The organism is Enterobacter sichuanensis (assembly GCF_009036245.1).
Classification (GTDB): domain Bacteria; phylum Pseudomonadota; class Gammaproteobacteria; order Enterobacterales; family Enterobacteriaceae; genus Enterobacter; species Enterobacter sichuanensis.
Map to the genome: position 1 here is coordinate 3411394 of NZ_CP027986.1, position 22041 is coordinate 3433434.

19 protein-coding genes are annotated in these 22041 nt (G+C 59.5%); 9 read left to right on the forward strand and 10 right to left on the reverse strand.

The genetic code is table 11. From position 1 onward, the window contains the following. Positions 1–9 precede the first annotated feature (9 nt). Positions 10–903, reverse strand: coding sequence for a beta-glucoside kinase BglK (bglK, locus tag C1N69_RS16420; protein WP_155031545.1), 894 nt, complete (start codon positions 901–903; stop codon positions 10–12). 246 nt (positions 904–1149) lie between these two features. Here bglK and purM point away from each other — a divergent pair, with 246 nt between their 5' ends. The 4 genes from purM to ppx all read left to right on the forward strand — a co-directional run bounded on the left by purM (position 1150) and on the right by ppx (position 6611). Then, complete coding sequence (purM, locus tag C1N69_RS16425; protein ID WP_025758936.1) at positions 1150–2187, forward strand: phosphoribosylformylglycinamidine cyclo-ligase; 1038 nt, start codon at positions 1150–1152, stop codon at positions 2185–2187. Next, entirely contained in the window at positions 2184–2825 is a 642-nt protein-coding gene (gene purN / locus C1N69_RS16430; RefSeq protein ID WP_025758935.1) for a phosphoribosylglycinamide formyltransferase, read from the forward strand. Before purM ends, purN begins: the two co-directional genes overlap by 4 nt. Before the next feature lie 183 nt (positions 2826–3008). Next, on the forward strand, positions 3009–5069 hold the full coding sequence (ppk1, locus tag C1N69_RS16435) for a polyphosphate kinase 1 (protein ID WP_025758934.1): 2061 nt from the start codon (positions 3009–3011) through the stop codon (positions 5067–5069). A gap of 3 nt (positions 5070–5072) precedes the next feature. After that, on the forward strand, positions 5073–6611 hold the full coding sequence (gene ppx / locus C1N69_RS16440) for an exopolyphosphatase (RefSeq protein WP_025758933.1): 1539 nt from the start codon (positions 5073–5075) through the stop codon (positions 6609–6611). Positions 6612–6615: 4 nt separating this feature from the next. Here the strand turns inward: ppx and C1N69_RS16445 are convergent, their stop codons facing one another. Beyond that, positions 6616–8856 (reverse strand): EAL domain-containing protein, encoded by a 2241-nt coding sequence (locus C1N69_RS16445; protein ID WP_155031546.1) that lies wholly within the window; start codon positions 8854–8856, stop codon positions 6616–6618. 352 nt (positions 8857–9208) lie between these two features. Between C1N69_RS16445 and C1N69_RS16450 the strand changes: the two genes are divergently transcribed. Beyond that, on the forward strand, positions 9209–9397 hold the full coding sequence (locus C1N69_RS16450; protein ID WP_025758931.1) for a YfgG family protein: 189 nt from the start codon (positions 9209–9211) through the stop codon (positions 9395–9397). Here C1N69_RS16450 and C1N69_RS16455 read toward each other — a convergent pair. Then, complete coding sequence (locus tag C1N69_RS16455; RefSeq protein WP_095449860.1) at positions 9394–10284, reverse strand: LysR family transcriptional regulator; 891 nt, start codon at positions 10282–10284, stop codon at positions 9394–9396. The genes C1N69_RS16450 and C1N69_RS16455 overlap by 4 nt on opposite strands. Positions 10285–10380: 96 nt before the next feature. On the opposite strand from C1N69_RS16455, the gene C1N69_RS16460 reads away from it, so the two are divergent. Genes C1N69_RS16460 through C1N69_RS16470 form a run of 3 tightly spaced genes read left to right on the forward strand, consistent with a single transcriptional unit; the run spans position 10381 to position 12879 of the window. Beyond that, positions 10381–11610 (forward strand): MFS transporter, encoded by a 1230-nt coding sequence (locus C1N69_RS16460; protein ID WP_155031547.1) that lies wholly within the window; start codon positions 10381–10383, stop codon positions 11608–11610. Positions 11611–11659: 49 nt separating this feature from the next. Continuing rightward, positions 11660–12124, forward strand: coding sequence for a DUF6130 family protein (locus C1N69_RS16465; RefSeq protein ID WP_047959208.1), 465 nt, complete (start codon positions 11660–11662; stop codon positions 12122–12124). A gap of 11 nt (positions 12125–12135) precedes the next feature. Further along, a complete protein-coding gene (locus C1N69_RS16470) occupies positions 12136–12879 on the forward strand; it encodes an alpha/beta fold hydrolase (protein WP_047959209.1) in 744 nt (247 codons plus the stop codon). A 13-nt stretch (positions 12880–12892) separates the two neighbouring features. Here C1N69_RS16470 and C1N69_RS16475 read toward each other — a convergent pair whose 3' ends face one another. Next, positions 12893–13336: a winged helix-turn-helix transcriptional regulator gene (locus tag C1N69_RS16475; protein WP_155031548.1), complete on the reverse strand. Its 444-nt coding sequence runs from the start codon at positions 13334–13336 to the stop codon at positions 12893–12895. 116 nt (positions 13337–13452) lie between these two features. Between C1N69_RS16475 and C1N69_RS16480 the strand changes: the two genes are divergently transcribed. After that, positions 13453–14667, forward strand: a complete 1215-nt coding sequence (locus tag C1N69_RS16480) for an MFS transporter (RefSeq protein WP_420841792.1) — start codon at positions 13453–13455, stop codon at positions 14665–14667. Here C1N69_RS16480 and iolB read toward each other — a convergent pair. The 6 genes from iolB to C1N69_RS16510 are packed head-to-tail and all read right to left on the reverse strand — an operon-like array spanning position 14633 to position 22015. After that, positions 14633–15457 (reverse strand): 5-deoxy-glucuronate isomerase, encoded by an 825-nt coding sequence (iolB, locus tag C1N69_RS16485; protein ID WP_155031550.1) that lies wholly within the window; start codon positions 15455–15457, stop codon positions 14633–14635. The two genes, C1N69_RS16480 and iolB, sit on opposite strands and share 35 nt — an antisense overlap. 9 nt (positions 15458–15466) lie before the next feature. Beyond that, a complete protein-coding gene (gene iolE, locus C1N69_RS16490; protein WP_155031551.1) occupies positions 15467–16357 on the reverse strand; it encodes a myo-inosose-2 dehydratase in 891 nt (296 codons plus the stop codon). Positions 16358–16368: 11 nt separating this feature from the next. After that, a complete protein-coding gene (locus tag C1N69_RS16495) occupies positions 16369–18273 on the reverse strand; it encodes a bifunctional 5-dehydro-2-deoxygluconokinase/5-dehydro-2-deoxyphosphogluconate aldolase (protein ID WP_155031552.1) in 1905 nt (634 codons plus the stop codon). A gap of 12 nt (positions 18274–18285) precedes the next feature. Further along, positions 18286–19419, reverse strand: a complete 1134-nt coding sequence (locus tag C1N69_RS16500; protein WP_155031553.1) for a Gfo/Idh/MocA family protein — start codon at positions 19417–19419, stop codon at positions 18286–18288. A gap of 8 nt (positions 19420–19427) precedes the next feature. After that, positions 19428–20456, reverse strand: coding sequence for an ABC transporter permease (locus C1N69_RS16505; RefSeq protein ID WP_025758920.1), 1029 nt, complete (start codon positions 20454–20456; stop codon positions 19428–19430). Between the two features lie 11 nt (positions 20457–20467). Next, positions 20468–22015 (reverse strand): sugar ABC transporter ATP-binding protein, encoded by a 1548-nt coding sequence (locus tag C1N69_RS16510; protein WP_047959216.1) that lies wholly within the window; start codon positions 22013–22015, stop codon positions 20468–20470. Positions 22016–22041: the final 26 nt, after the last annotated feature.

Genomic DNA, 22041 nt, shown 5'->3' on the forward strand with positions numbered 1-22041 from the left:
CTCTTTCCCTCATTCGATGTTGCGGATTGCTGACGGATACTGCTGTCTGAAATGGTAAACCGCGCCAATTAACCCGGCGCGGTTGCCGTGGCTGACAACATCGGCGATATCCGCGATGCCAAACCACGTGAGATGGGTGCGAAGCAGGCCCATAAAACCGGGTCGTTCCGCGATACCGCCGCCAATGAAAATGGTCTGCGGATCGAACACATTCGCCAGGTTGTAGAGCCCTGTCGCAATGCCGTTAAGAAAATCATCCACCAGGCGGCGGCATACCACGTCGCCTGCGTCATAACCATCAAAGATGGCTTCGCCGGTCACCTCATCAAGCGCCAGCCCGTGAAAGTCGGCGTAGCGCTTGCGAAGCGTGCGTAACGTGCAGTTTTCATTCATGGAGTGGCGGGCAATGCGCCTTGAGTCCGCCCTTTCCGTAAGCATGTAGCCGAACTCCCCGGCGCGAAAACGCGCCCCGTGAACCAGCCTGCCGTTGCAGAAAATGGCCCCGCCAATCCCGGTACCGATGGTCAGCACCAGGAAATTGTCGATCCCCGTCGCCTTCCCCTGCCAGCGTTCCGCCAGCAGCACGCAGTTGGCGTCATTCTCTACGGTCACCGGTAAACCCGTCTGCGCCTCAAGCCAGGCCTGCAACGCGAACTGGTCAAAGCGGCGGATTGCCCCTCCCATCTCGATAAACCCGGTATGCGGGTTAACATACCCCGGCGCGCTGATGGCGATCCCGTCAAGTCCGCGATGCGCCGTCACCCAGCTCAGCATGTGCGAAAGGATGGCCTCGCCGTCGCTGTTCTTAATGGCGGCCTTATCCGTTTGCAGAAGCTCTCCCTGCGCTGTCGCGATGCCCATTTTTAATGCGGTGCCACCAATATCGAATGCGGCAATGCCCATGACTTCATCCCTCCTGAATGAAACTGAAACCGGTTTCAGTTCATGATGTTCAATCCGCAAACCGCTGGCAAGCAGATCGCCGAAACCGGTTTCATTTTCGTGAACGGAGTCAAGTTTGCGCGCCGCCAGAGGGGGAACAGAAAAAAAAATCCTCTCGCCGAGAATAGGCTCGCAAACGTTTGCCTGGACTGTTAGAATTGCGCCGATTTTTCTTACTAGCTATGCAATCGCGTGGGGACTTGAGCCGTGACCAACAAAACTTCTCTCAGCTACAAAGATGCCGGTGTTGATATTGACGCAGGTAATGCGCTGGTTGACCGAATCAAAGGTGTGGTGAAAAAAACCCGCCGCCCGGAAGTGATGGGGGGTCTGGGTGGATTCGGCGCACTGTGCGCGCTGCCGCAAAAATATCGTGAACCTGTTCTGGTCTCGGGTACTGACGGTGTAGGCACAAAACTGCGCCTGGCGATGGATTTAAAACGTCACGACACAATCGGTATCGATCTGGTCGCGATGTGTGTAAACGACCTGGTGGTTCAGGGTGCTGAGCCGCTGTTCTTCCTCGATTATTACGCGACCGGCAAACTGGACGTTGATACCGCAGCCAGCGTCATTAACGGTATCGCCGAAGGGTGTCTGCAGTCTGGGTGTGCGCTGGTCGGCGGTGAGACCGCTGAAATGCCGGGCATGTATCACGGCGAAGATTATGACGTCGCAGGCTTCTGCGTCGGCGTGGTAGAAAAATCAGAAATTATCGACGGCAGCAAAGTAGCCGATGGCGATGTGCTGATCGCGCTGGCCTCCAGCGGCCCGCACTCTAACGGCTACTCCCTGGTGCGCAAAATTCTTGAGGTGAGCGGTTGCGACCCACAGACCACCGAGCTTGAAGGTAAACCGCTGGCCGATCATCTGCTGGCCCCGACCCGCATCTACGTGAAAAACGTGCTGGAACTTATCGAGAACGTTGACGTTCACGCCATTGCCCACCTGACGGGCGGCGGCTTCTGGGAAAACATTCCTCGCGTACTGCCGGACAACACGCAGGCGGTGATCGACGAATCCTCATGGCAGTGGCCGGCCGTCTTTAACTGGCTGCAGACCGCAGGTAACGTGAGCTCTCACGAAATGTATCGCACCTTTAACTGCGGCGTCGGTATGGTGATCGCCCTGCCAGCCAGTGAAGCGGATAAAGCGGTTAAGCTGCTGACAGAGAAAGGTGAAAACGCGTGGAAAATCGGTACGATTAAAGCTTCCGATTCCGAACAGCGTGTGGTTATTGAATGAAAAACATCGTGGTGCTCATTTCCGGCAACGGAAGCAATTTGCAGGCGATAATTGACGCCTGCAAACAGAAGAAAATCAACGGCACCATTCGGGCAGTCTTCAGCAACAAGGCCGATGCATTCGGCCTTGAGCGCGCCCGGGAAGCAAACATTCCCGCGCACGCGCTGGAAGCCAGCCAGTTTGCTGGTCGTGAAGCGTTTGACCGCGAGCTGGTGCAGGAGATTGATGCCTACGCTCCTGACGTCGTGGTGCTGGCAGGATACATGCGTATTCTGAGCCCGGCTTTTGTTGCACATTACGCCGGACGCCTGCTGAATATTCACCCTTCGCTTCTGCCGAAATATCCCGGCCTGCACACCCATCGCCAGGTTCTGGAAAACGGCGATGAAGAGCACGGTACCTCGGTCCATTTCGTGACCGACGAACTGGACGGCGGCCCGGTGATCCTGCAGGCCAAAGTCCCGGTCTTTGACGGCGACAACGAAGACGACGTGACCGAACGGGTACAGACCCAGGAGCATGCCATTTACCCGCTGGTGGTGAGCTGGTTTGTCGACGGGCGTCTCGAAATGCGCGACGGCGCGGCATGGCTGGATGGCGTGAAGTTACCTCCGCAGGGCTATGCGGCCGAAGAGTAGTTTGTTATATCGGGTGGCGCTGCGCTTACCCGATATCCCCTTCTCCAACCCTCTAAAATCCTCAACAAAAAAAATAACTGTCATACTTTTCTGGCACTGTTGGACATATCGTGGAAATGCTCGCCATAATAAGGACGAGACGGATTTACCACGTCCTGTGATTGAACTGGAGTGTGAGCTGTAATGGGTCAGGAAAAGTTATATATCGAGAAAGAGCTAAGCTGGTTAGCATTTAACGAACGTGTCCTCCAGGAAGCGGCTGACAAAAGTAACCCGCTGATCGAGCGCATGCGTTTTTTGGGCATTTATTCCAACAACCTGGATGAGTTCTACAAGGTTCGCTTTGCCGAGCTGAAAAGACGCATCATCATCAGCGAAGAACAGGGCTTAAACTCTCACTCGCGCCATCTGTTGGGCAAAATCCAGTCCCGCGTGTTGAAAGCCGATCAGGAATTTGACGGCCTGTATAACGAACTGCTGCTGGAGATGGCACGCAATCAAATCTTCCTGATTAACGAACGTCAGCTTTCCGTTAACCAACAAAACTGGCTGCGCCACTACTTCAAGCAGTATCTGCGCCAGCACATCACCCCGATACTGATCAACCGCGAAACCGATCTGGTGCAGTTCCTGAAAGATGACTACACCTACCTGGCGGTGGAAATTATTCGCGGTGAATCCATCCGATACGCGCTGCTGGAGATCCCGTCCGATAAGGTGCCGCGCTTTGTGAACCTGCCGCCGGAAACCCCACGCAGACGCAAGCCGATGATCCTGCTGGATAACATCCTGCGCTACTGTCTGGATGACATCTTCAAAGGCTTCTTCGATTACGACGCGTTAAACGCCTATTCGATGAAGATGACCCGTGACGCCGAATATGACCTGGTGCACGAGATGGAAGCCAGCCTGATGGAGCTGATGTCCTCCAGCCTCAAGCAGCGCCTGACGGCGGAGCCGGTGCGCTTTGTTTATCAGCGCGATATGCCGGACGCGATGGTGGAAATGCTGCGCGAGAAACTGACCATTTCGCGCTATGACTCCATCGTCCCGGGTGGCCGTTACCACAACTTTAAAGACTTTATTGGCTTCCCGAACGTGGGCAAGGCCAATCTGGTAAACAAACCGCTGCCGCGCCTGCGCCATCTGTGGTTTGATAAATTCCGCAACGGTTTCGACGCCATCCGCGAACGCGACGTCCTGCTCTACTATCCGTATCACACGTTTGAACACGTGCTGGAGCTGCTGCGTCAGGCCTCCTTCGACCCGAGCGTGCTGGCGATCAAAATCAACATCTACCGCGTGGCCAAAGATTCCCGCATTATCGATGCGATGATCCACGCCGCGCACAATGGTAAAAAAGTTACCGTGGTGGTGGAGCTGCAGGCGCGCTTCGACGAAGAGGCGAACATTCACTGGGCGCGCCGGCTGACGGAAGCGGGCGTACACGTCATCTTCTCCGCGCCGGGGCTGAAAATTCACGCCAAGCTGTTCCTTATCTCCCGTAAAGAGGGTGACGACGTGGTGCGCTATGCCCACATCGGTACCGGGAACTTTAACGAGAAAACCGCGCGAATTTATACCGACTACTCGCTGCTGACCGCCGATGCGCGCATCACCAACGAGGTGCGTCGGGTGTTCAACTTTATTGAGAACCCGTACCGCCCGGTGAGCTTCGACTATCTGCTGGTATCCCCACAGAACTCGCGCCGTCTGCTGTACGATATGATCGATAAAGAGATCGCCAATGCTCAGAAAGGGCTGTCGTCCGGCATCACCCTGAAGCTCAACAACCTGGTCGACAAAGGTCTGGTAGACCGCCTGTATGCGGCGTCCAGCTCCGGCGTGCCGGTTAATCTGCTGATCCGCGGCATGTGCTCGCTGATCCCGGAACTGGAAGGTATCAGCGACAATATTCGGGTGATCAGTATTGTTGACCGCTACCTGGAACACGATCGGGTCTATATTTTTGATAATGCGGGTGATAAGCAGGTCTATCTCTCTTCTGCAGACTGGATGACGCGCAATATTGACTACCGAATTGAAGTCGCGGCACCGCTGCTGGATCCGCGTCTGAAGCAGCAGATCCTCGACATTATCGAGATTCTGTTCAGCGATACCGTGAAAGCACGCTATATCGACAAAGAACTGAGTAACCGCTACGTGCCGCGCGGCAACCGCCGTAAAGTGCGGTCACAACTGGCGATTTACGACTATATCAAATCACTCGAGCAACCCGATTAACCTATGCCGATAAATGATAAGACCCCACGCCCGCAGGAATTCGCCGCGGTCGATCTAGGCTCTAACAGTTTCCACATGGTCATCGCCCGTGAGGTGGATGGCGCGCTGCAGATCATCGGTCGTCTGAAGCAGCGCGTACACCTGGCGGATGGCCTTGATGAACGCAGCATGCTTAGCGAAGAGGCGATGGAGCGCGGCTTAAACTGCCTGTCGCTGTTCGCTGAACGTCTGCAGGGCTTTTCGCCCTCCAGCGTGTGCATCGTGGGCACCCATACCCTGCGTCAGGCCCTGAACGCGCCAGAGTTCCTCAAACGGGCGGAAAAAGTGATCCCCTACCCGATTGAGATCATCTCCGGTAACGAAGAGGCGCGCCTGATTTTTATGGGCGTTGAGCACACCCAGCCGGAAAAAGGGCGCAAGCTGGTTATCGATATCGGCGGCGGCTCTACAGAGCTTGTGATCGGCGAAGACTTTGAGCCGCGTCTGGTGGAAAGCCGCCGGATGGGCTGCGTCAGCTTCGCGCAGATGTACTTCCCGGGCGGCACCATCACCCGTGAGAACTTCCAGCGGGCGCGGATGGCGGCCGTCCAGAAACTGGAAAACCTGGCCTGGCAGTACCGGATCCAGGGCTGGAACGTGGCGCTGGGCGCATCAGGCACCATCAAAGCGGCGCATGAAGTGCTGCTGGCGATGGGTGAAAAAGACGGGTTTATCACCCCCGAGCGCCTGACGCTGCTGACCGAAGAAGTGCTGAAACATAAAAGTTTTGACGCCTTAAGCCTGCCGGGGCTTTCCGACGAGCGTAAAGCGGTGTTCGTACCGGGGCTGGCTATTCTCTGCGGCGTGTTCGATGCGCTGGCCATCAAGGAGCTGCGTCTCTCCGACGGCGCGCTGCGTGAAGGCGTGCTCTACGAGATGGAAGGCCGCTTCCGCCACCAGGATATTCGCAGCCGCACCGCGCAAAGCCTGGCAAACCAGTACAACATCGACCGCGACCAGGCGAAGCGCGTGCTGGAAACCACCGTACAGATGTACGAACAATGGCAGGAGCAGAATCCTAAACTTGCGCATCCGCAGCTCGCCGCCCTGCTGAAATGGGCCGCGATGCTGCACGAAGTGGGACTGAACATTAACCACAGCGGCATGCACCGTCATTCGGCCTACATTCTGCAAAACAGCGATCTGCCGGGCTTCAACCAGGAGCAGCAGACCATGATGGCGACCCTGGTGCGCTATCACCGTAAAGCCATCAAGCTCGACGATCTGCCGCGCTTCACGCTGTTCAAGAAGAAGCAGTTCCTGCCGCTGATTCAGCTGCTGCGCCTGGGCGTGCTGCTCAATAACCAGCGTCAGGCCACCACCACCCCGCCCACGCTGAAGCTGAAAACCGACGACCATCACTGGACGCTCTGCTTCCCGCACGACTGGTTTAGCCAGAACGCGCTGGTCCTGCTGGACCTGGAAAAAGAGCAGCAGTACTGGGAAGCGGTCACCGGCTGGCTGCTCAAGATCGAAGAAGAGAGCGCCGACGTCGCGGCATAACGGCTCAGGCGTCCGCTACGGACGCCTCTGCCTCCAGCAGCGAGGCAAGCGCCACCGGCCTGCCAATCAGATACCCCTGCACATAATCGATACCCAGCGCGTGAACCGCGCTGCGTATCTCTTCGGTCTCGACGTACTCAGCCACCACCAGCATTTTCTTCATGCGCGCCAGATGGCAGATTGAAGCCACTATCTGGTAATCCAGGCTGTTATTGACGATGTTGCGAATAAAGCTGCCGTCAATCTTGAGAATATCGGCATCCACGCTTTTCAGCCGCGCATAGCTGGCATAGCCGGTGCCAAAATCATCAATCGCAATGCGTACCCCCATTTTCTGCAGCTGCTGGAGGATGTGTTGCGCCTGCTCCCCGTTGCCGAAGGTGCTGCATTCCGTCACCTCAAAAATCAGCTGCCACGGCTCAATGGCGTATTTCGCCAGCAGGCGGCTCACCTCAAGCGGGAACTGCACCCGACAAACGGTTGAAGGGGCCAGATTAATGGCAAAACGATGACCGGGTAGTTGCTCGCGGTGTTCTGCCAGGAAGCGCAGGGTGTGGTCCAGCACCCACAAATCCACCCGCGAGGAGAGACCAAACTCCTGCGCGACGGGCAGGAATTGATCGGGGGAGAGCAATAGCCCGTCTACGTCCGGCATCCGCAGCAGGATTTCATGATAGCGGTCACCCCGCAGGCCGCGAACGGGCTGCGCCAGCAGGGTAAAAGCGTTGTTATCGAGTGCCTTTTGCAGGCGACTCATCATCGCGACTTTATCCTTCAGGCTGCGCTGAAGATGGACAGCGCCACGCTGCTGAAGATTTTCCGGATGGTTGGAGGAGAGCGACAGATCGGCAACCACCCCCAGCTCACCCAGTACCAGATAAAGATGAGTAACCGGGGAGCGGACATAGCAGTAGCTCACGCCAACCTGCGGCTGCAGCGGCATGCCATCCCAGACAAAGCGGAACTGTTTGATATGCTCGTCGAGGGTATCAATGCGCTGCTGGTGTGATTCTGCGTTAAGCCGTACCGCCAGGTCGCAGCCGGTCAGGTGATATACCTGCTCATTAGGCTGAAGCGTGCCGTTAATCCACTGCGCCAGCTGCTGTTTGTACAAAATACGCAGCAGCACGCCGTAATTTCGGCCCAGAATTTCCAGCTCCGGAATGCGCAGCAGGCAGAGCGCCGACCACGGGTTCTTCGCCAGATCGCGCGACAGCGCCCGCAGGTTAGGCATATGTACGACCGGGTCGAGCAGCGCCAGCCTGCGGGTGCGTTTATTCACCGCACGCTGGCGAGTCGCCAGCATCGACATATAAATCACAACAAACGAGAAGACCAGGTAACTGGAAGAGGTGATCGCCAGCTGGATGTCATACCCCGCGTTCACCGGGATATAGTGATAAAAATAGTGAATAGACACCAGCAGCACCGGTGTCCAGATTAGCGATATCAGCTTATAGCCAAAACGCATCGCCCCCCAGAGCATCACCGGCATCAGCAACGACAGGGTGTAGTTGGTGGTGAAAATGGAGCTGTTTTCATTCATCGGGAGCAACAGCAGCGAAAGCAACCCACCAAGCGTAATCGCCCACAGCAAAAACTCAACGAGCGTCACCTTTTTGTCTATCTGAAGACGGATCTGCGAGATAAAACGGGTGAGATAGCGCGGATGACGAATCAGGCGGATCAGCAGATAGCTCAACGGCACGCCTGTCAGCCCGCTGACCAGCAGCGCCTGATAGTTAATGAGCGTGCTAATATTGAGAGGGTTGAGCCCCGCCAGGCTCTGACGACTCTCATACACGCCCAGATAGACCGCAAACTGAAACAACACGAGAAACAGCGTTGCAGGACAGAAGACCTGCCAGAACAGGCGCTGCGGCATCAGCCGGATATCGCCGTACCCCGTCATATTGCGTCTGGGGGCAAAAACGCGATAACCCCCCCAGCTCAGCACGAGAGGAACAATAAAATGCAGCACACCGGCGACGGTTTCAAACAGCCCGACCGCGTCGTAATAACGGATAAACAGCGATAACACAATTCCAGGCACGGCGGCAAAGCCAAAGAAGAGCATTAATACGAGCAGAAAAGAGAGCGGCAAATAATAGAGCGCCACAATACCGTCGCCCAGCTGCGTCAGGGTATTGGCTGCACTCAGCACGGGCAGCAAAACCACTGGCAAAATAAGCGGCAGCGCCCACCAGCGGTCTTTATTTCGTTTCAGGAAAGCGAGAATGTTCATAGATGCCCGGTTTAACCCCTTTCAGTCCCTGGGGAACATAAAGACAGGCATCCGACCTGACGTACGCGCCGCCCGGCAACGTGCAGGGCGAACAGTGTGGAGGAAGGATTTTAAATACCAGGCTTGAGAATCCGTTGACCTAAATCAAACTAATTTACGCAAATAACGTTTCGCGGCGCTTTTTTGAAATAATTTTCCTCACGTTATCAAGATGGTAAATGCATTAATAAATTTCAATAACATCAGATAATGTAAACGTTGACGGTTATTTACACATTGCAGAATTGACCCCATCTTCCCGCTGTGCCTTAATATCCTCATCGCCCAAAAGGGCTTACCCAGGAAAAACAGAGTGAGTCAGGTCACGCGTATGCGCAAACGACATCGATTTAACACCCGGATGACCCGCATCATACTGTTAATCAGCTTCCTCTTTTTCTTTGGCCGCTTCGTTTATTCTTCGATTGGCGCCTGGTATCACCATCAGGACAAACTCCAGTCACAGCAAACCAGCCTGACCGTCGACACAGCTGACCGCTAGCTCGCCGGAGAGTTTTGCACTAACCGAATAATGCCTGCTATCCCTTTGCTGAGGATTTTATCCTGTCGCATCACCACGGCCAGCTGCCGATGCAGCACCGGCGTCAGCGACCTCACGCATAGTCCGTCACGATCGGCCTCCTGCTCCACCGCCATGCGCGGCACAATGCTGTAGCCCAGCCCTGCGCGCACCATGCGCTTGATCGCCTCGATACTGCCAAGCTGCATCACCGGCGCGCCCCCTGAGCCACTGGCAGCAAACCAGCCCTCGATCAGCGCCCGGGTACCGCTGCCGGATTCAAAGGCAATCAGCGGGTGAGCATATAACGCCTCCGGGGTAAACGCCCTGAAAGCCTCCTGCTGCTCCCGCGAGGCGATAAAAACAAACTCTTCCTCCATCACCGGCAGGACGTCCAGCGCTCTGCTACTCACCGGCAGCGTCACCAGCCCCATATCGAGACGGTTCTCCTCGATGGCCCTGACGATATCCAGGGTGTTGCCCGTGGTTACCCCCACGTTCAGAAGCGGATAGTCGCGGCGTAGCTGTTCCAGCAGCGGCGGCAGCAGATGAATGCAGGCGGTTGCGCCCGTGCCGAGCGTAATGGTGCCGCTCACATCATGGCTGAAGGCGCTCACGGCGCGGATGGCTTCATCCACCGCCTGTTGAATGCGCTCCCCATGCGCCAGCAGAGCCTCTCCGGCTGCCGTCACCCTGATGCCCCGCCCGGTACGCTCCACCAGTCGCGTTTGCAGAAATTGCTCCAGCTGGCGAATTTGCAGGCTGACGGCGGGCTGGGAAATGCCCAGCAGATCCGCCGCGGCGGAAAAGCTCCCGCGCTGGTGAACCAGACGGAACGTCGCGAGATAGCCCAGATTAAGCGTCGTCATTCAAAGTTTCTCTTATACCGCGCATAAGGTTGCGGCCCTGCCAGCACAATACCGCGGCCGTTATGCTCAGGACAACTGCATAACGGAGTGAAAACAATGGAAACACCGGCCCTGCCTCGCTGCCTCGCCCTCGCGGCGGGCTGTAATCAGCTCATCAACTGGGGGATCTCGTTTTATATGCCCGGCACCTTCGCGCTGGCCATTTCAGCCGACCGGGGATGGTCATCCCCGCAGATTTACCTCGGCCTGACGCTGGCGATGCTGGTGATGGCGGCGGTTTCTCCTTTTGTTGCCCGTCTGCTGGCGCGCTTTGGCGGCCAGACGGTGGTGATGAGCGGCACATTGCTGATCGCCATCAGCTGCGCAGGGATGTCGTCTACCCAGACGCTGTCTGGCTGGTACTGCGCCTGGCTGGTCACCGGTGTCGGGATGCGCCTGTCGCTGTACGATGCGCTGTTCGCCGCGCTGGTCAACCTCTACGGGCAGCAGGCGCGAAGAACGATCTCACGCGTCACGCTGGCGGGCGGGCTGGCCTCCGCCGTCTTCTGGCCGCTGGGCGATGGCCTGCTCCACATCATGAGCTGGCAAGAGGCGTTACGCGTCTATGCCCTCGCAGGCCTGCTCAGCGCAGCGCTGATACGCACCCTTCCCCGGCAGCGCCTGGCGGTGACGACAAAGGCCAGCGCGCCGCCGCTGAAAAACGAACGGCGTAACGGCTGGCTTTATGCCGCCTTCATTGCCCTCATCACCTTTGTCTCTAACGGTACGTCCACCCATCTGCCGGAATTTATTGCAAGTTGCGGCCTGCCGGTCGCCATCGGCATGCTGTGGGGGTTCGGCCAGACGGGCGCCCGCGCGCTGGAGGTCGTGGCTGGTGCCCGCTTAACGCCCTTATCCTTAACGCTTTTTACCGCTCTCGCCATGCCGCTCTGTTTTCTTGTGGGGATAAGCAGCGCCCTGTTTGTCTGGTGCGCCGCCGGGTTTGTGCTGGGCTATGGGGCCATCAACGGGCTGGTGACTATCGTTAAAGCCACCCTGCCGCTGGCGCTGTTTAGCGCGGAAAACTATGCCCGCCGTACGGGTCTGCTGCTGATCCCCGCGCAGCTGATGGCGGCAGCGTCGCCGTTTGCTTACGCATGGCTCAACAAAACGCTGGGGATCGCAGGGGCAATGTGGGTTTCCACCGGGTTAACACTGGTGATTACCGGTCTGGCGATAGCGATTGTGCGCCGTTCGCGCAGGCAGAATGTAACGCACTGTATCCAGCGCGACACGCTGACAAACGGGTACAAAACGCCCCCTCCGGCAAATATCGCCGATACATAAAAATGGTCTTCTGTCTCCGTTATCACTCGCAACGGATAAGGAGATAAAGATGAATCGTCGATTTTTACTGCTGCCGATACTTGCCCTGGCGTCGGCCAGCGCCCGGGCCGCGCCCCTGGACAATCTCAGCGCCGCAGACGTCAACGGCCCTGCTGCCGTTGCCCCGCTGGAACACCCGCAGCCCCCCGCCAGGCTGATTGTCGATCCACCGCTCGCCGGTCCGCTGAGCAAAGGGGCGGTCTTTATTCAGTATCGCGTCGAAAATCTGCGTATCGAGCCGGTGTTCGGTCCTGATGCGCTCAGGGTGACCCCGCGCATCGGACACATTCACGTGGTGGTGGATGACGCACCGTGGCACTGGGCGGATACCAGCGGAGAGCCGGTGATTCTGGTGGGACTGCCCGCCGGTAAACACAAGGTCACGATTATTTTGGCCGATCCGACCCATAAGCCTGTCGATCACAAAACCCTTGAATTCACCGTACCGCCCCATGCGGCGATCCACCATTTTTAAGGAATCTGAAGATGAAAGCACTGTCTGTACTGACGGCAGGTCTGCTGGCCCTTTCCGCCAGCGCCTTCGCGGAGAGTAAAACCAGCGTCGTACTGGTTCATGGCGCGTTTGCCGATGGCAGCAGCTGGAATAAGGTGATTACCCTGTTGCAGAAACAGCACGCAGAGGTGATTGCCGTCCAGCTGCCGCTCACCTCGCTAAAAGATGACGTGGCCGCCACGCAGAGAGCCATCGCCCGGGCGCACGGCGACGTGGTGCTGGTGGGCCACTCGTGGGGCGGCACCGTGATTAGCGAAGCGGGCAACGATGCGCGGGTGAAATCGCTGGTGTATGTGGCGGCGTTCGCGCCGGACTCCGGCCAGTCGACGGCGGATCTCGCGGGAAGCGTCCCTGCGCCGCCGGGGAGCGCAGGCATCGCCAAAACGGCGGACGGCTATTTATATCTGCCAACGGAGGCCGTCAGGAAGGACTTCGCGCCGGATGTGAAACCGGCTGAACAACAGACCATTGCAGCCACGCAGGGGCCAATAAAGGGCGACGCTTTCGCAGAAAAAGTGACTCACGCCGCGTGGCACAACAAACCGAGCTGGTATGTGGTGAGTCAGAATGACCGGATGATTAACCCGGCGCTTGAACGTGCGATGGCGAAGACGATCCATGCGAAAACCACGGAGGTGGCGGCGAGCCACGTGTCAATGGTAAGCCAGCCGGAGGCCATCGCCCGGACGATTGAGCAGGCGGTCAGGGACAATTAACGACCACGGCGGTTTATTCCACTTTCTGCACTTCCGTATCCCAAGGCAGCAGCGCAGTGCCGTCCTGCGCTGCTGGCGTCATAAAGGGAACCGGCTTGCCCGTCCTCCTGTCGACCAGCAGCGAGTGGCGCTCGCCCTGCGCAAACAAATGCTGTTCTCCCCACTGCCGCAGCGCCACAACGACGGGGAAAAGGCTCTCACCTTTATCGGTCAGCACATATTCCTGATACGCCGTGCCGTCTGATGCCCCCTGTAACGTCAGGATGTCCGCATCAACCAGCTTGCGAAGCCGGTCAGAAAGGATGTTGCGCGCCACCCTGAGGCTACGCTGAAAATCCCCGAAGCGCGTCATGCCGTCAAACGCATTACGCACGATAAGCAGCGACCAGCGATCCCCGATCGCCTCGACGCTGCGGGCAACGGGACAATATTCCTGTTTAACCGTCTTTTGAGACATCTCGTCTTTTCCTTGCAAAGGCCACGCCATAACCAGTTGCATTTTAAAACTGCATAACTTAGCATTCAACCAGTTTCATTTTAAAACCAGATTGATTCAGTCGAGGAATGTTAAACATGTCACTGTCATCAGCCCCTCTTTCAGCCGACATGCCGCGCAGCATGGTCTGGCTCTTTGCCACCGCCAGCGGTTTAAGCGTGGCAAACGTCTATTACGCACAGCCCCTGCTTGACGCGCTGGCCGGAGACTTTGGCATCAGCCCTGCGGCAGTCGGCGGCGTGGTCACCGCCACGCAGATTGGCTGCGCGCTGGCCCTGCTGTTTGTGGTTCCCCTGGGGGATAAAGTGGATCGCCGACGCCTGATGGCACTCCAGCTTGTTGCTCTGGTGGTCACCCTGGCCTCGGTCGGCCTGGCGCAAACCCCCTTCGCGCTTCTTGCCGGTATGCTGGCGACCGGCATGCTGGGTACGGCAATGACGCAAGGGCTGATCGCCTATGCCGCCAGCGCCGCGTCGCCGCATGAACAAGGCCGCGTTGTCGGCGCGGCACAGGGCGGCGTGTTCATGGGTCTGCTGCTCGCGCGCGTCTTTGCTGGCGGCATCAGCGACATCGCGGGCTGGCGCGGGGTTTATCTGTGTGCCGCCGCGCTGATGCTCATCATTGCATTACCGCTGTGGTGGAGGCTCCCCATCCTGCCTGTTGTCACTGCCACGATGAGCTACCCGCGACTGATTGGCTCGATGCTGACGCTGTTGAGACAGGAAAAAGTGCTGCAGATACGCGGCGTGCTGGCGCTGCTGATGTTTGCGTCGTTCAACATTTTCTGGAGCGCGCTGGTGCTGCCACTGAGCGTCCCGCCCTTTAGCTTCTCGCATACCGCGATTGGCGCGTTTGGACTGGCAGGCGCGGTAGGCGCGCTGGCGGCTGGCCGGGCAGGACGCTGGGCCGATCGGGGCTATGCCCAACGCACCAGTGCGGCGGCGCTGATGATTCTGCTGTTGGCATGGTGGCCCTTATCGTTGATGTACCGTTCACTCGGGATCCTGCTTATCGGCATCATACTGCTCGATTCGGGCGGACAGGCGCTACACGTCACCAACCAGAGCCTGATTTTTCGCACCCGTCCCGAGGCGCACAGCCGGCTGGTCGGGCTTTATATGCTGTTTTATGCCGTCGGCAGCGGGCTCGGCGCGATCGGCACGACGATGACGTACGCCCTTGCCGGCTGGCCGGGCGTCTGCCTGCTTGGCGCTTCGGTCAGCCTGCTGGCACTGGTGTTCTGGTGGCTAACCCGCGCTAGCCCACCTGCTCTGCGGGATAATCGCGGTTAATCCACGCGTGGTCCTCTTCCCAGGTGAACATCCATTTGCGCACCGGCCCGGCCATCACGTTGAGGTAATAGCTGTCATACCCGGCCATCGTCGCCACCGGGTGGTAGCCCTTCGGCACCATGACCACATCACGGTTGTAGACCGCCATGCACTCATCCAGCGTTCTGTCGTCGGTGTAAACGCGCTGCATGCAGAACCCCTGCCCGGGGTTGAGGCGATGGTAGTAGGTCTCCTCCAGATACGTCTCCTGCGGCGGGTTATCCGTGTCGTGCTTGTGGCTCGGGTACGAGCTGGTGCAGCCTTCATTGGTCCACACCTCCACCACCAGCAGGCTGTCGGCGGGCTTATCTTCCGGCAGAATATTGTGCACATAGCGCTGGTTATGGCCTTTGCCACGTGCTTCCGCGTCGATATCCTGCGGAGCAATCAACCGTGTCGGGTATGTGCCTTTTCCGGGAGCGGCGCAGACCGCCAGCTCCAGCGCCGTCAGCGCCTTCACCTGCACCGTCTCCTGCGGGGTAACGTAAACCGCCCACGGCCTGATGCGCTCGAACGGGCTCATCCGCTCGCCAATATCGTTAAACTGCGCGGAAGGCGTGCTGATGGAGGCGCGCCCGGCGACCAGCACCAGACAGCGCTCTTCGCTGACGGCGGGCAGCGTCAGCGTCTGCCCCTCCTGCAACTCATACGCCTCAAAGCCGACATATCCCCAGCCGGCGCGTTCCGGCGTAACGCACTGGGTGCGCCCCACCGCGTCCGGCTGTTGCCAGCGTGATAGCAAACGTGACATGTCACCTCCTCAGATAAGCCCGGCGTCGCGTGCCAGGCGGCTCAGGTTGTTATACCCCAGACGGGCGTAGGTCAGCGGGTGGGCAATTGCCGGATCCTGCTCGGCCTCCACCACCAGCCAGCCGTGATAATCCTGCGCCTTCAGCAGTTGCATAATCGGCGGGTAATCCACGCAGCCGTCGCCCGGCACGGTAAATACGCCACTCAGCACCGCGTCGAGGAAACTGGTTTTACGGTTTTTCACGTCCGCCAGCACGTCGGCGCGCACGTCTTTGCAGTGGACGTGGTTGATGCGCGACGCCCAGCGCTGCGCCACCGCCAGCGGATCGGCACCGGCAAAGGTCAGATGACCGGTATCCAGCAGCAATCCGACCTCCGCCCCGGTGTGGGTCATCAGATTGTCCACGTCGTCGGCAGACTCAATCACCGTGCCCATATGGTGATGGTAGGCAATCTGCACGCCCTGCTGCTGCGTATAGCGGGCAAACTCGGTGAGCTTCTCGCCGTACTCTTTCCAGCGCGCCTGCGGGAAGCGCGGACGCAGGTGAACCGGGGTCTGCTGCTCGCCGTGAATACAGCCGCTGACTTCGGCAAAGACCAGCACCTTCGCCCCCAGTTCGCGCAGCAGCGTCAGGTGAGACTGCACGGCGGCGATCTCCTCCTCCACACTGCGCTCCAGCAGGCGGCCGGAGTACCAGCCGGAAACCAGCTGAACGTCATGGCGCTGCAGGATGGGGCCGAGCAGGCGCGCTTCGCGCGGGAATTTATTGCCCAGCTCGAACCCGGCAAAACCGGCCTCTTTTCCCTCGCTCAGACAGGTTTCCAGCGGCGTCTCCGCGCCGAGGGAAGGCAGATCGTCATTCGTCCACGTCAGCGGGTTAATGCCCAGTTGTACACTCATTGTCGTCTCCATTATGCGTGTCCGCGCTCGCGCCACCAGGCGATAAGCTGCAGGTAGTTGTCCCGGATGCGCGCCACCAGCTGCGCATCGTCAATATCGTGTTTCAGCCACGCGCGGGAGGCATCGCCAAACAGCGTGCGTCCCACGGCAAACCCTTTCACCAGCGCCTGTCCCGCTGCGGCCTTGAAGTCAGCGCGCAGCTGTTCTGCCGGGGCATCCAGCCCGAGGATCACCACCCCGCGGCAGTGCGGGTCCCGGCGCGCGATAATCTCGCTCAGCGCCGTCCAGCCGTCGGCGGAGAGCGGCGGCAGCTTCCACCAGTCCGGGTAAATGCCGAGGTTGTAGAAGCGGGAGATGGCGCGCAGGTAGAGTTCATCGCTGCGCGGCATGCTGGCCGGAAGGATCACCTCCAGCAGCAGCTCATGCCCGGACTGGCAGCAGGCGTGGTACACCTCGGCGATTTTCTGCTCCTGCTCCAGGCGCAGGCCATGAGCGTCTTCCGGATGGAAGAAGACCAGGCACTTCACCACGTGCTCCTGCGGCCAGCTAATAAGCTGGGTGCCGATGTTGCCGTGCTCCATCTCCAGCGGACGCGAGCCGGGCAGCTCAATGGGGCGGCCAATCCACCACCCTTCACCGGTAATGGCGTTCAGCGCGTCCTGACCAAAGGTGCCGTCGCACAGCAGACCGGCTTTGCCCTCCAGCCCGGCACGACTTGCCGCCTCGCGGCTGGCCTGCAGGATCAACTGCTTCAGCGCAGGAATGCGCCCGATCGACGCCCCGCACTGCAGCGCCATGTCCTCCAGCTGGCTGCGGTGGTCGAAGGCCATTACACACAGCTCCGGCCATTCCCGGCGGCGGGTGGTGACCCGGTGGAGATGGTTAAGACGCGGGTCAAGATCCGGGCGCGGCACCCTTGCGGCGCGCGAGAGATAATCATCCAGCTCGATTTTGCTCGGCATCGCCGGGGCGCAGCCGTGGCGCGACACCACCAGCGCGCCGCAGGCGTTGGCGTAGCGGCACGCCTGCTCCCAGCCCTCGTCATTCAGGTAGCCGCGCAGCAGGCCGGACATAAACGCGTCTCCCGCGCCGAGGACGTTCAGCACCTCCACGCGCACGCCGGTCACCGTCAGGCCGTCGTCCAGACGGGGCGGAATGGCGCCGGTATAGACCGAACACCCCAGCGCGCCGCGCTTGCAGACCAGCGTTGCCTGACTCACGGCACGCACCTGCCCCAGCGCCTGAAGGGTATCCGTACTGCCGCCGGCAATGTGAAACTCCTCTTCGGTGCCGACGATGACGTCGAAGAGGTGCAGTACCTCCTGCAGCTCACGGGTGACCTTATCGGCGGCGATAAAGCGCGTTTCGCCGTCGCCTAAGGAGGTCAGCCCCCACAGCACCGGACGGTAGTCGATGTCCAGCACCGTGCGTACGCCGTGACGGCGAGCATAGCTCAGCGCCGTCAGCACCGCCTCGCGGGTCTGCGGGTGAGAAAGGTGAGTCCCGGTGATGGCAAGACACCGTGCGGAGGCGATGTAGTTTTCGTCCACATCGCTGGCCGTAATGGCCATATCCGCGCAGTTATCGCGATAAAAAATCAGTGGAAAGGTGTCCCGGTCTTTAATGCCGAGTAGCACCAGCGCCGTAAGGCGTTCTTTGTCGGTAATCAGATGGCTGGTATCGCAGCCCACCTGGTTTAACTCTTCCCGCAGGAAGCGGCCCATATGTTCATCGCCGACGCGCGCCAGCATCGACGAGCGCAGGCCCTGGCGTGCGGTGCCGTACGCCACGTTGCCGGACGAGCCGCCGAGGTATTTGGCGAAGCTCGAGACATCCTCCAGACGGGCACCAATCTGCTGGCTGTAGAGGTCTACCGCCACGCGGCCCATGCATATCACATCAAACTGCTTTTCCACGTTGATACCTCATCAGACAATGTCGTTCACGTTCAGCCAGCGGCCCTGCAGGTGCGAGAGCGCAATCGCGTCCAGCACGCGCGACACCTTCCAGCCCTCTTCGAAGTCCGGCCACATCGGCGCGTCGGCGGCTATCCCGTCCACCAGGTCGCGCACCTCCACCGTTTTTTGATCGTTAAAGCCAATCCCGTGGCCCGCGCCCATGCAGAACGCGCCATAGTCCGGGTGAGCGGGGCCGACGAGCAGGGTACGGAACCCCTGACGGTTCACCGGATCGTCATGCAGATAGAGCTTCAGCTCCGCCATGCGCTCCTGGGTGAAACTGATGGCGCCTTTCGTCCCGGTGATAACGTACGAGAGCCCCATCTTGCGCCCGCAGGCGACGCGAGAGGTCTCAATAACGCCCTGCGCCCCGCCCGCGAAGCGCACCATCGCGTGGGCCTGATCCTCATTTTCCACGGCGATCATCTCCGACGAACCGGCCTTTGCCGGACGCGCCGGAACCACGATTTTTAAATCACCGCAAACCTGCTCAATCTCCCCTACCAGGTACTGGGCCATGTTGACGATATGCGCCGCGAGGTCGCCCAGCGCCCCCAGCCCGGCGGTCTCTTTGAAGCAGTGCCAGTGGATCGGCGAAAGCGGGTCGGCCATATAGTCTTCGTTGTGGGTACCGTAGAAGTGGATCACTTCGCCAATCTCGCCGCGAGCGATAATCTCTTTCGCCAGCTGCGCCGTCGGGTTTTTCATGTAGTTGAACCCCACCAGCGTTTTCACCCCTGCCCGCTTCGCAGCGTCGACCATCTCGCGCGCGTCGTGGGCATTGAGCGCCAGCGGCTTCTCGGAGTAGACGTGCTTGCCGTGGCGGATCGCCTCCAGCGCCATCTCTTTATGCAGGTGGTTGGGGGAACAAATATCCACCACGTCAATGGCCGGGTCGCCCACCAGTGCCCGCCAGTCTCCGGTTGAGCGGTTGAAGCCAAACGCCTGGGCGCGCGCTGCCGCCAGCTCCGGCGTGACTTCCGCCACCATCTCGCGCACCAGCCTGCCGCGCAGGTTGAACACCGTCGGGGCCTGGGCATAGGCGATGGCGTGCGCCTTGCCGATATACCCGGTGCCAATCAATCCAATACGAACCTCTTTCATCGTGATCCTCACAGTGCGCCGCGACGGCTCTTGGCGTAGGTGTCAAACGCCACCGCCAGAACGATAATTAATCCGGTGATAATCTGCTGGTAGTAGGCCGAGACGTTCATCAGCACCAGGCCGTTAATCAGAATGCCCATAATGATGGAGCCGATAATGGTGCCGCCGATGCGCCCGTAGCCGCCCATCAGCGAGGTGCCGCCAATCACCACCGAGGCGATGACGCGCAGCTCGAAGGAGATCCCGGCCACCGCCTCGGCGCTCCCCAGACGCGCGCTGAGGATGAAGCCCGCCAGCCCCGCCAGACAGCCAATCAGCACGTAGACGCTGACCAGCACGCGCCTGACGTTCACCCCCGCCAGGCGCGCTGCCTCCGGGTTGCCGCCAATGGCGTAGACGAAGCGACCCCAGCGGGTTTTATGCAGCGCCAGATAGCCGCCGACGGCGACGATGGCAAAAATCCAGATTGGAATAGAGATGCCGAGCAGCTCCCCGCGTCCCCACCAGCGGTAGCCCTGATCGAAACCAGCGATCGGCGCGCCGTCGTTAATCACCAGCGTCAGGCCGCGCCAGATGGTCATCCCGCCGAGGGTGACGATGAACGGCGGCAGGCGCAGGCGGGTGACGCCCAGACCGTGCAGGAAGCCAATCGCCGTGCCCATGGCCAGGCAGATCCCAAGGCCAATCAGCCAGCTCATGCCGCCCCAGGCATTCGGATCAACGGTGGTGAAGTTGTCGCCCTTAATCACGTAGGCCGCGGTCATGGCGCACACCGCCAGAATGGAGCCGACGGAGAGGTCGATCCCGGCGGTGAGGATGACGAAGGTCATCCCCACTGCCATGATCCCGTAGATGGAGACTTCGGTCAGAATGTTGAAAATATTGCGTTCAGAGAAAAAATTGCTGTTCTGCGACTGGAAGAAGATCAGCAGCAGGATCATGAAAATCAGCACCCCAAAGCGCTCGAAGAAGGCGATGGGATCGATGCGTCCGGCACGTTTAACCGGGACCTGCGTTTTAGAAATCATCTGCGTCATGAGTTACTCCGTTATGCCGCGTTCAGGGCGTTGTGGTTGATGGCCATCATCGTCATCAGCCGCTCTTCGTTGGCCTCATCGCCGTGGATCTCGCCGGTGACCCGGCCTTCACTCAGGGTGATGATCCGGTCGGAAACCGCCATCACTTCAGGCAGATCGGAGGAGATCACGATCACCGCCACGCCCTTTTTCGCCATGTCAAACAGCACCTGGTGCACTTCTGATTTGGTTCCCACGTCAATGCCGCGCGTCGGCTCATCAACGATCAGCACCCGCGGGTTGAGCGCCATGCAGCGCGCGAGGATCACTTTTTGCTGGTTACCGCCGGAGAGCTTGCGCACCTCCTGCGCGCTGTTGACCATTTTGATCTGCAGCGCCTGGCGGTAGGACTCAATCAGATCGTCCTCTTTGCGCGTGTTCACGAACCAGCGCCAGTGCAGCAGCGAGGAGAGGCAGGAGAGCGACAGGTTGTCGCGAATCGACAGCCCCAGCACCGCCCCCTCTTTTTTACGGTCTTCCGGTACCAGCGCCACGCCCTGCTCGAGGGCATACAGCGGGTCGCGCGGCTGGTACGGCACGCCGTCCAGCTCAAAGCTGCCTGAGGTAAAGGCATCTGCACCAAACAGGCAGCGCGCCACTTCAGTGCGCCCGGCGCCCACCAGCCCGGCAATGCCTAACACCTCCCCGGCGTGGACGTGGAAGCTGATGTCGTGCAGGGCGATGCCGTGCGGATCCAGCGGCGGCTTTTCACGGCTCAGCCCCTTCACCGCCAGGCGAACGGGTTTGTCCTCATGGTGGGTTTCGCTGGCGGGACGACGGTTAAAGGCCACATCGCGCCCGACCATCAGGCGGATCAGCTGTTCGACGTTGGTCTCGGCCACCGCGCCGGTGCCGGTGAAGCGGCCGTCCTGGAAAACGGTGAAGCGATCGCAAAGCTGGAACACTTCGTGCAGACGGTGGGTGACATAGATAATGCTCACGCCGCGGGTTTTCAGCTCCCGCACCACGCGGTGCAGGCTTTCCACCTCGCTGTCGCTCAGCGCGGCGGAAGGTTCGTCCATAATGATTAAGCGGGCGTTGAGGGTCAGCGCCCGGGCGATCTCCACCATTTGCTGCTGCGCCACGCTCAGACGGGCGACGGGCGTGGTCGGGGCGACGTTCAGCTGCAGGTAATCGAGAATGACCTGCGCCTCCTGGTTCACCGCCTTTTCGTCGACGATCAGGTTACGCTTGCGCGGCTCGCGCCCGAGAAACATGTTTTCCGCGACGGTCATATTGGGCAGCAGGTTGAATTCCTGATAGATAGTGATAATGCCCTTGTTCTGGCGCTCCACCGGGGAGTCATCCACCGGCAACGTTTCGCCGTTAAACCAGATCTCCCCGCGGGTTTGCGGCTGCGCACCCGCAAGCGCTTTCAGCAGCGTCGATTTTCCCGCCCCGTTTTCCCCCAGCAGGGCGTGAATTTCTCCGCTGCCGACGGTCAGCTGGGCGCTGCTCAGCGCCCAGACGCCGGAAAAGCTTTTTGCCAGGTCGGTCACTTTCAGTAAGGGTTGCGACATCGGTCTGCTCCTCCTCATGATGAGCC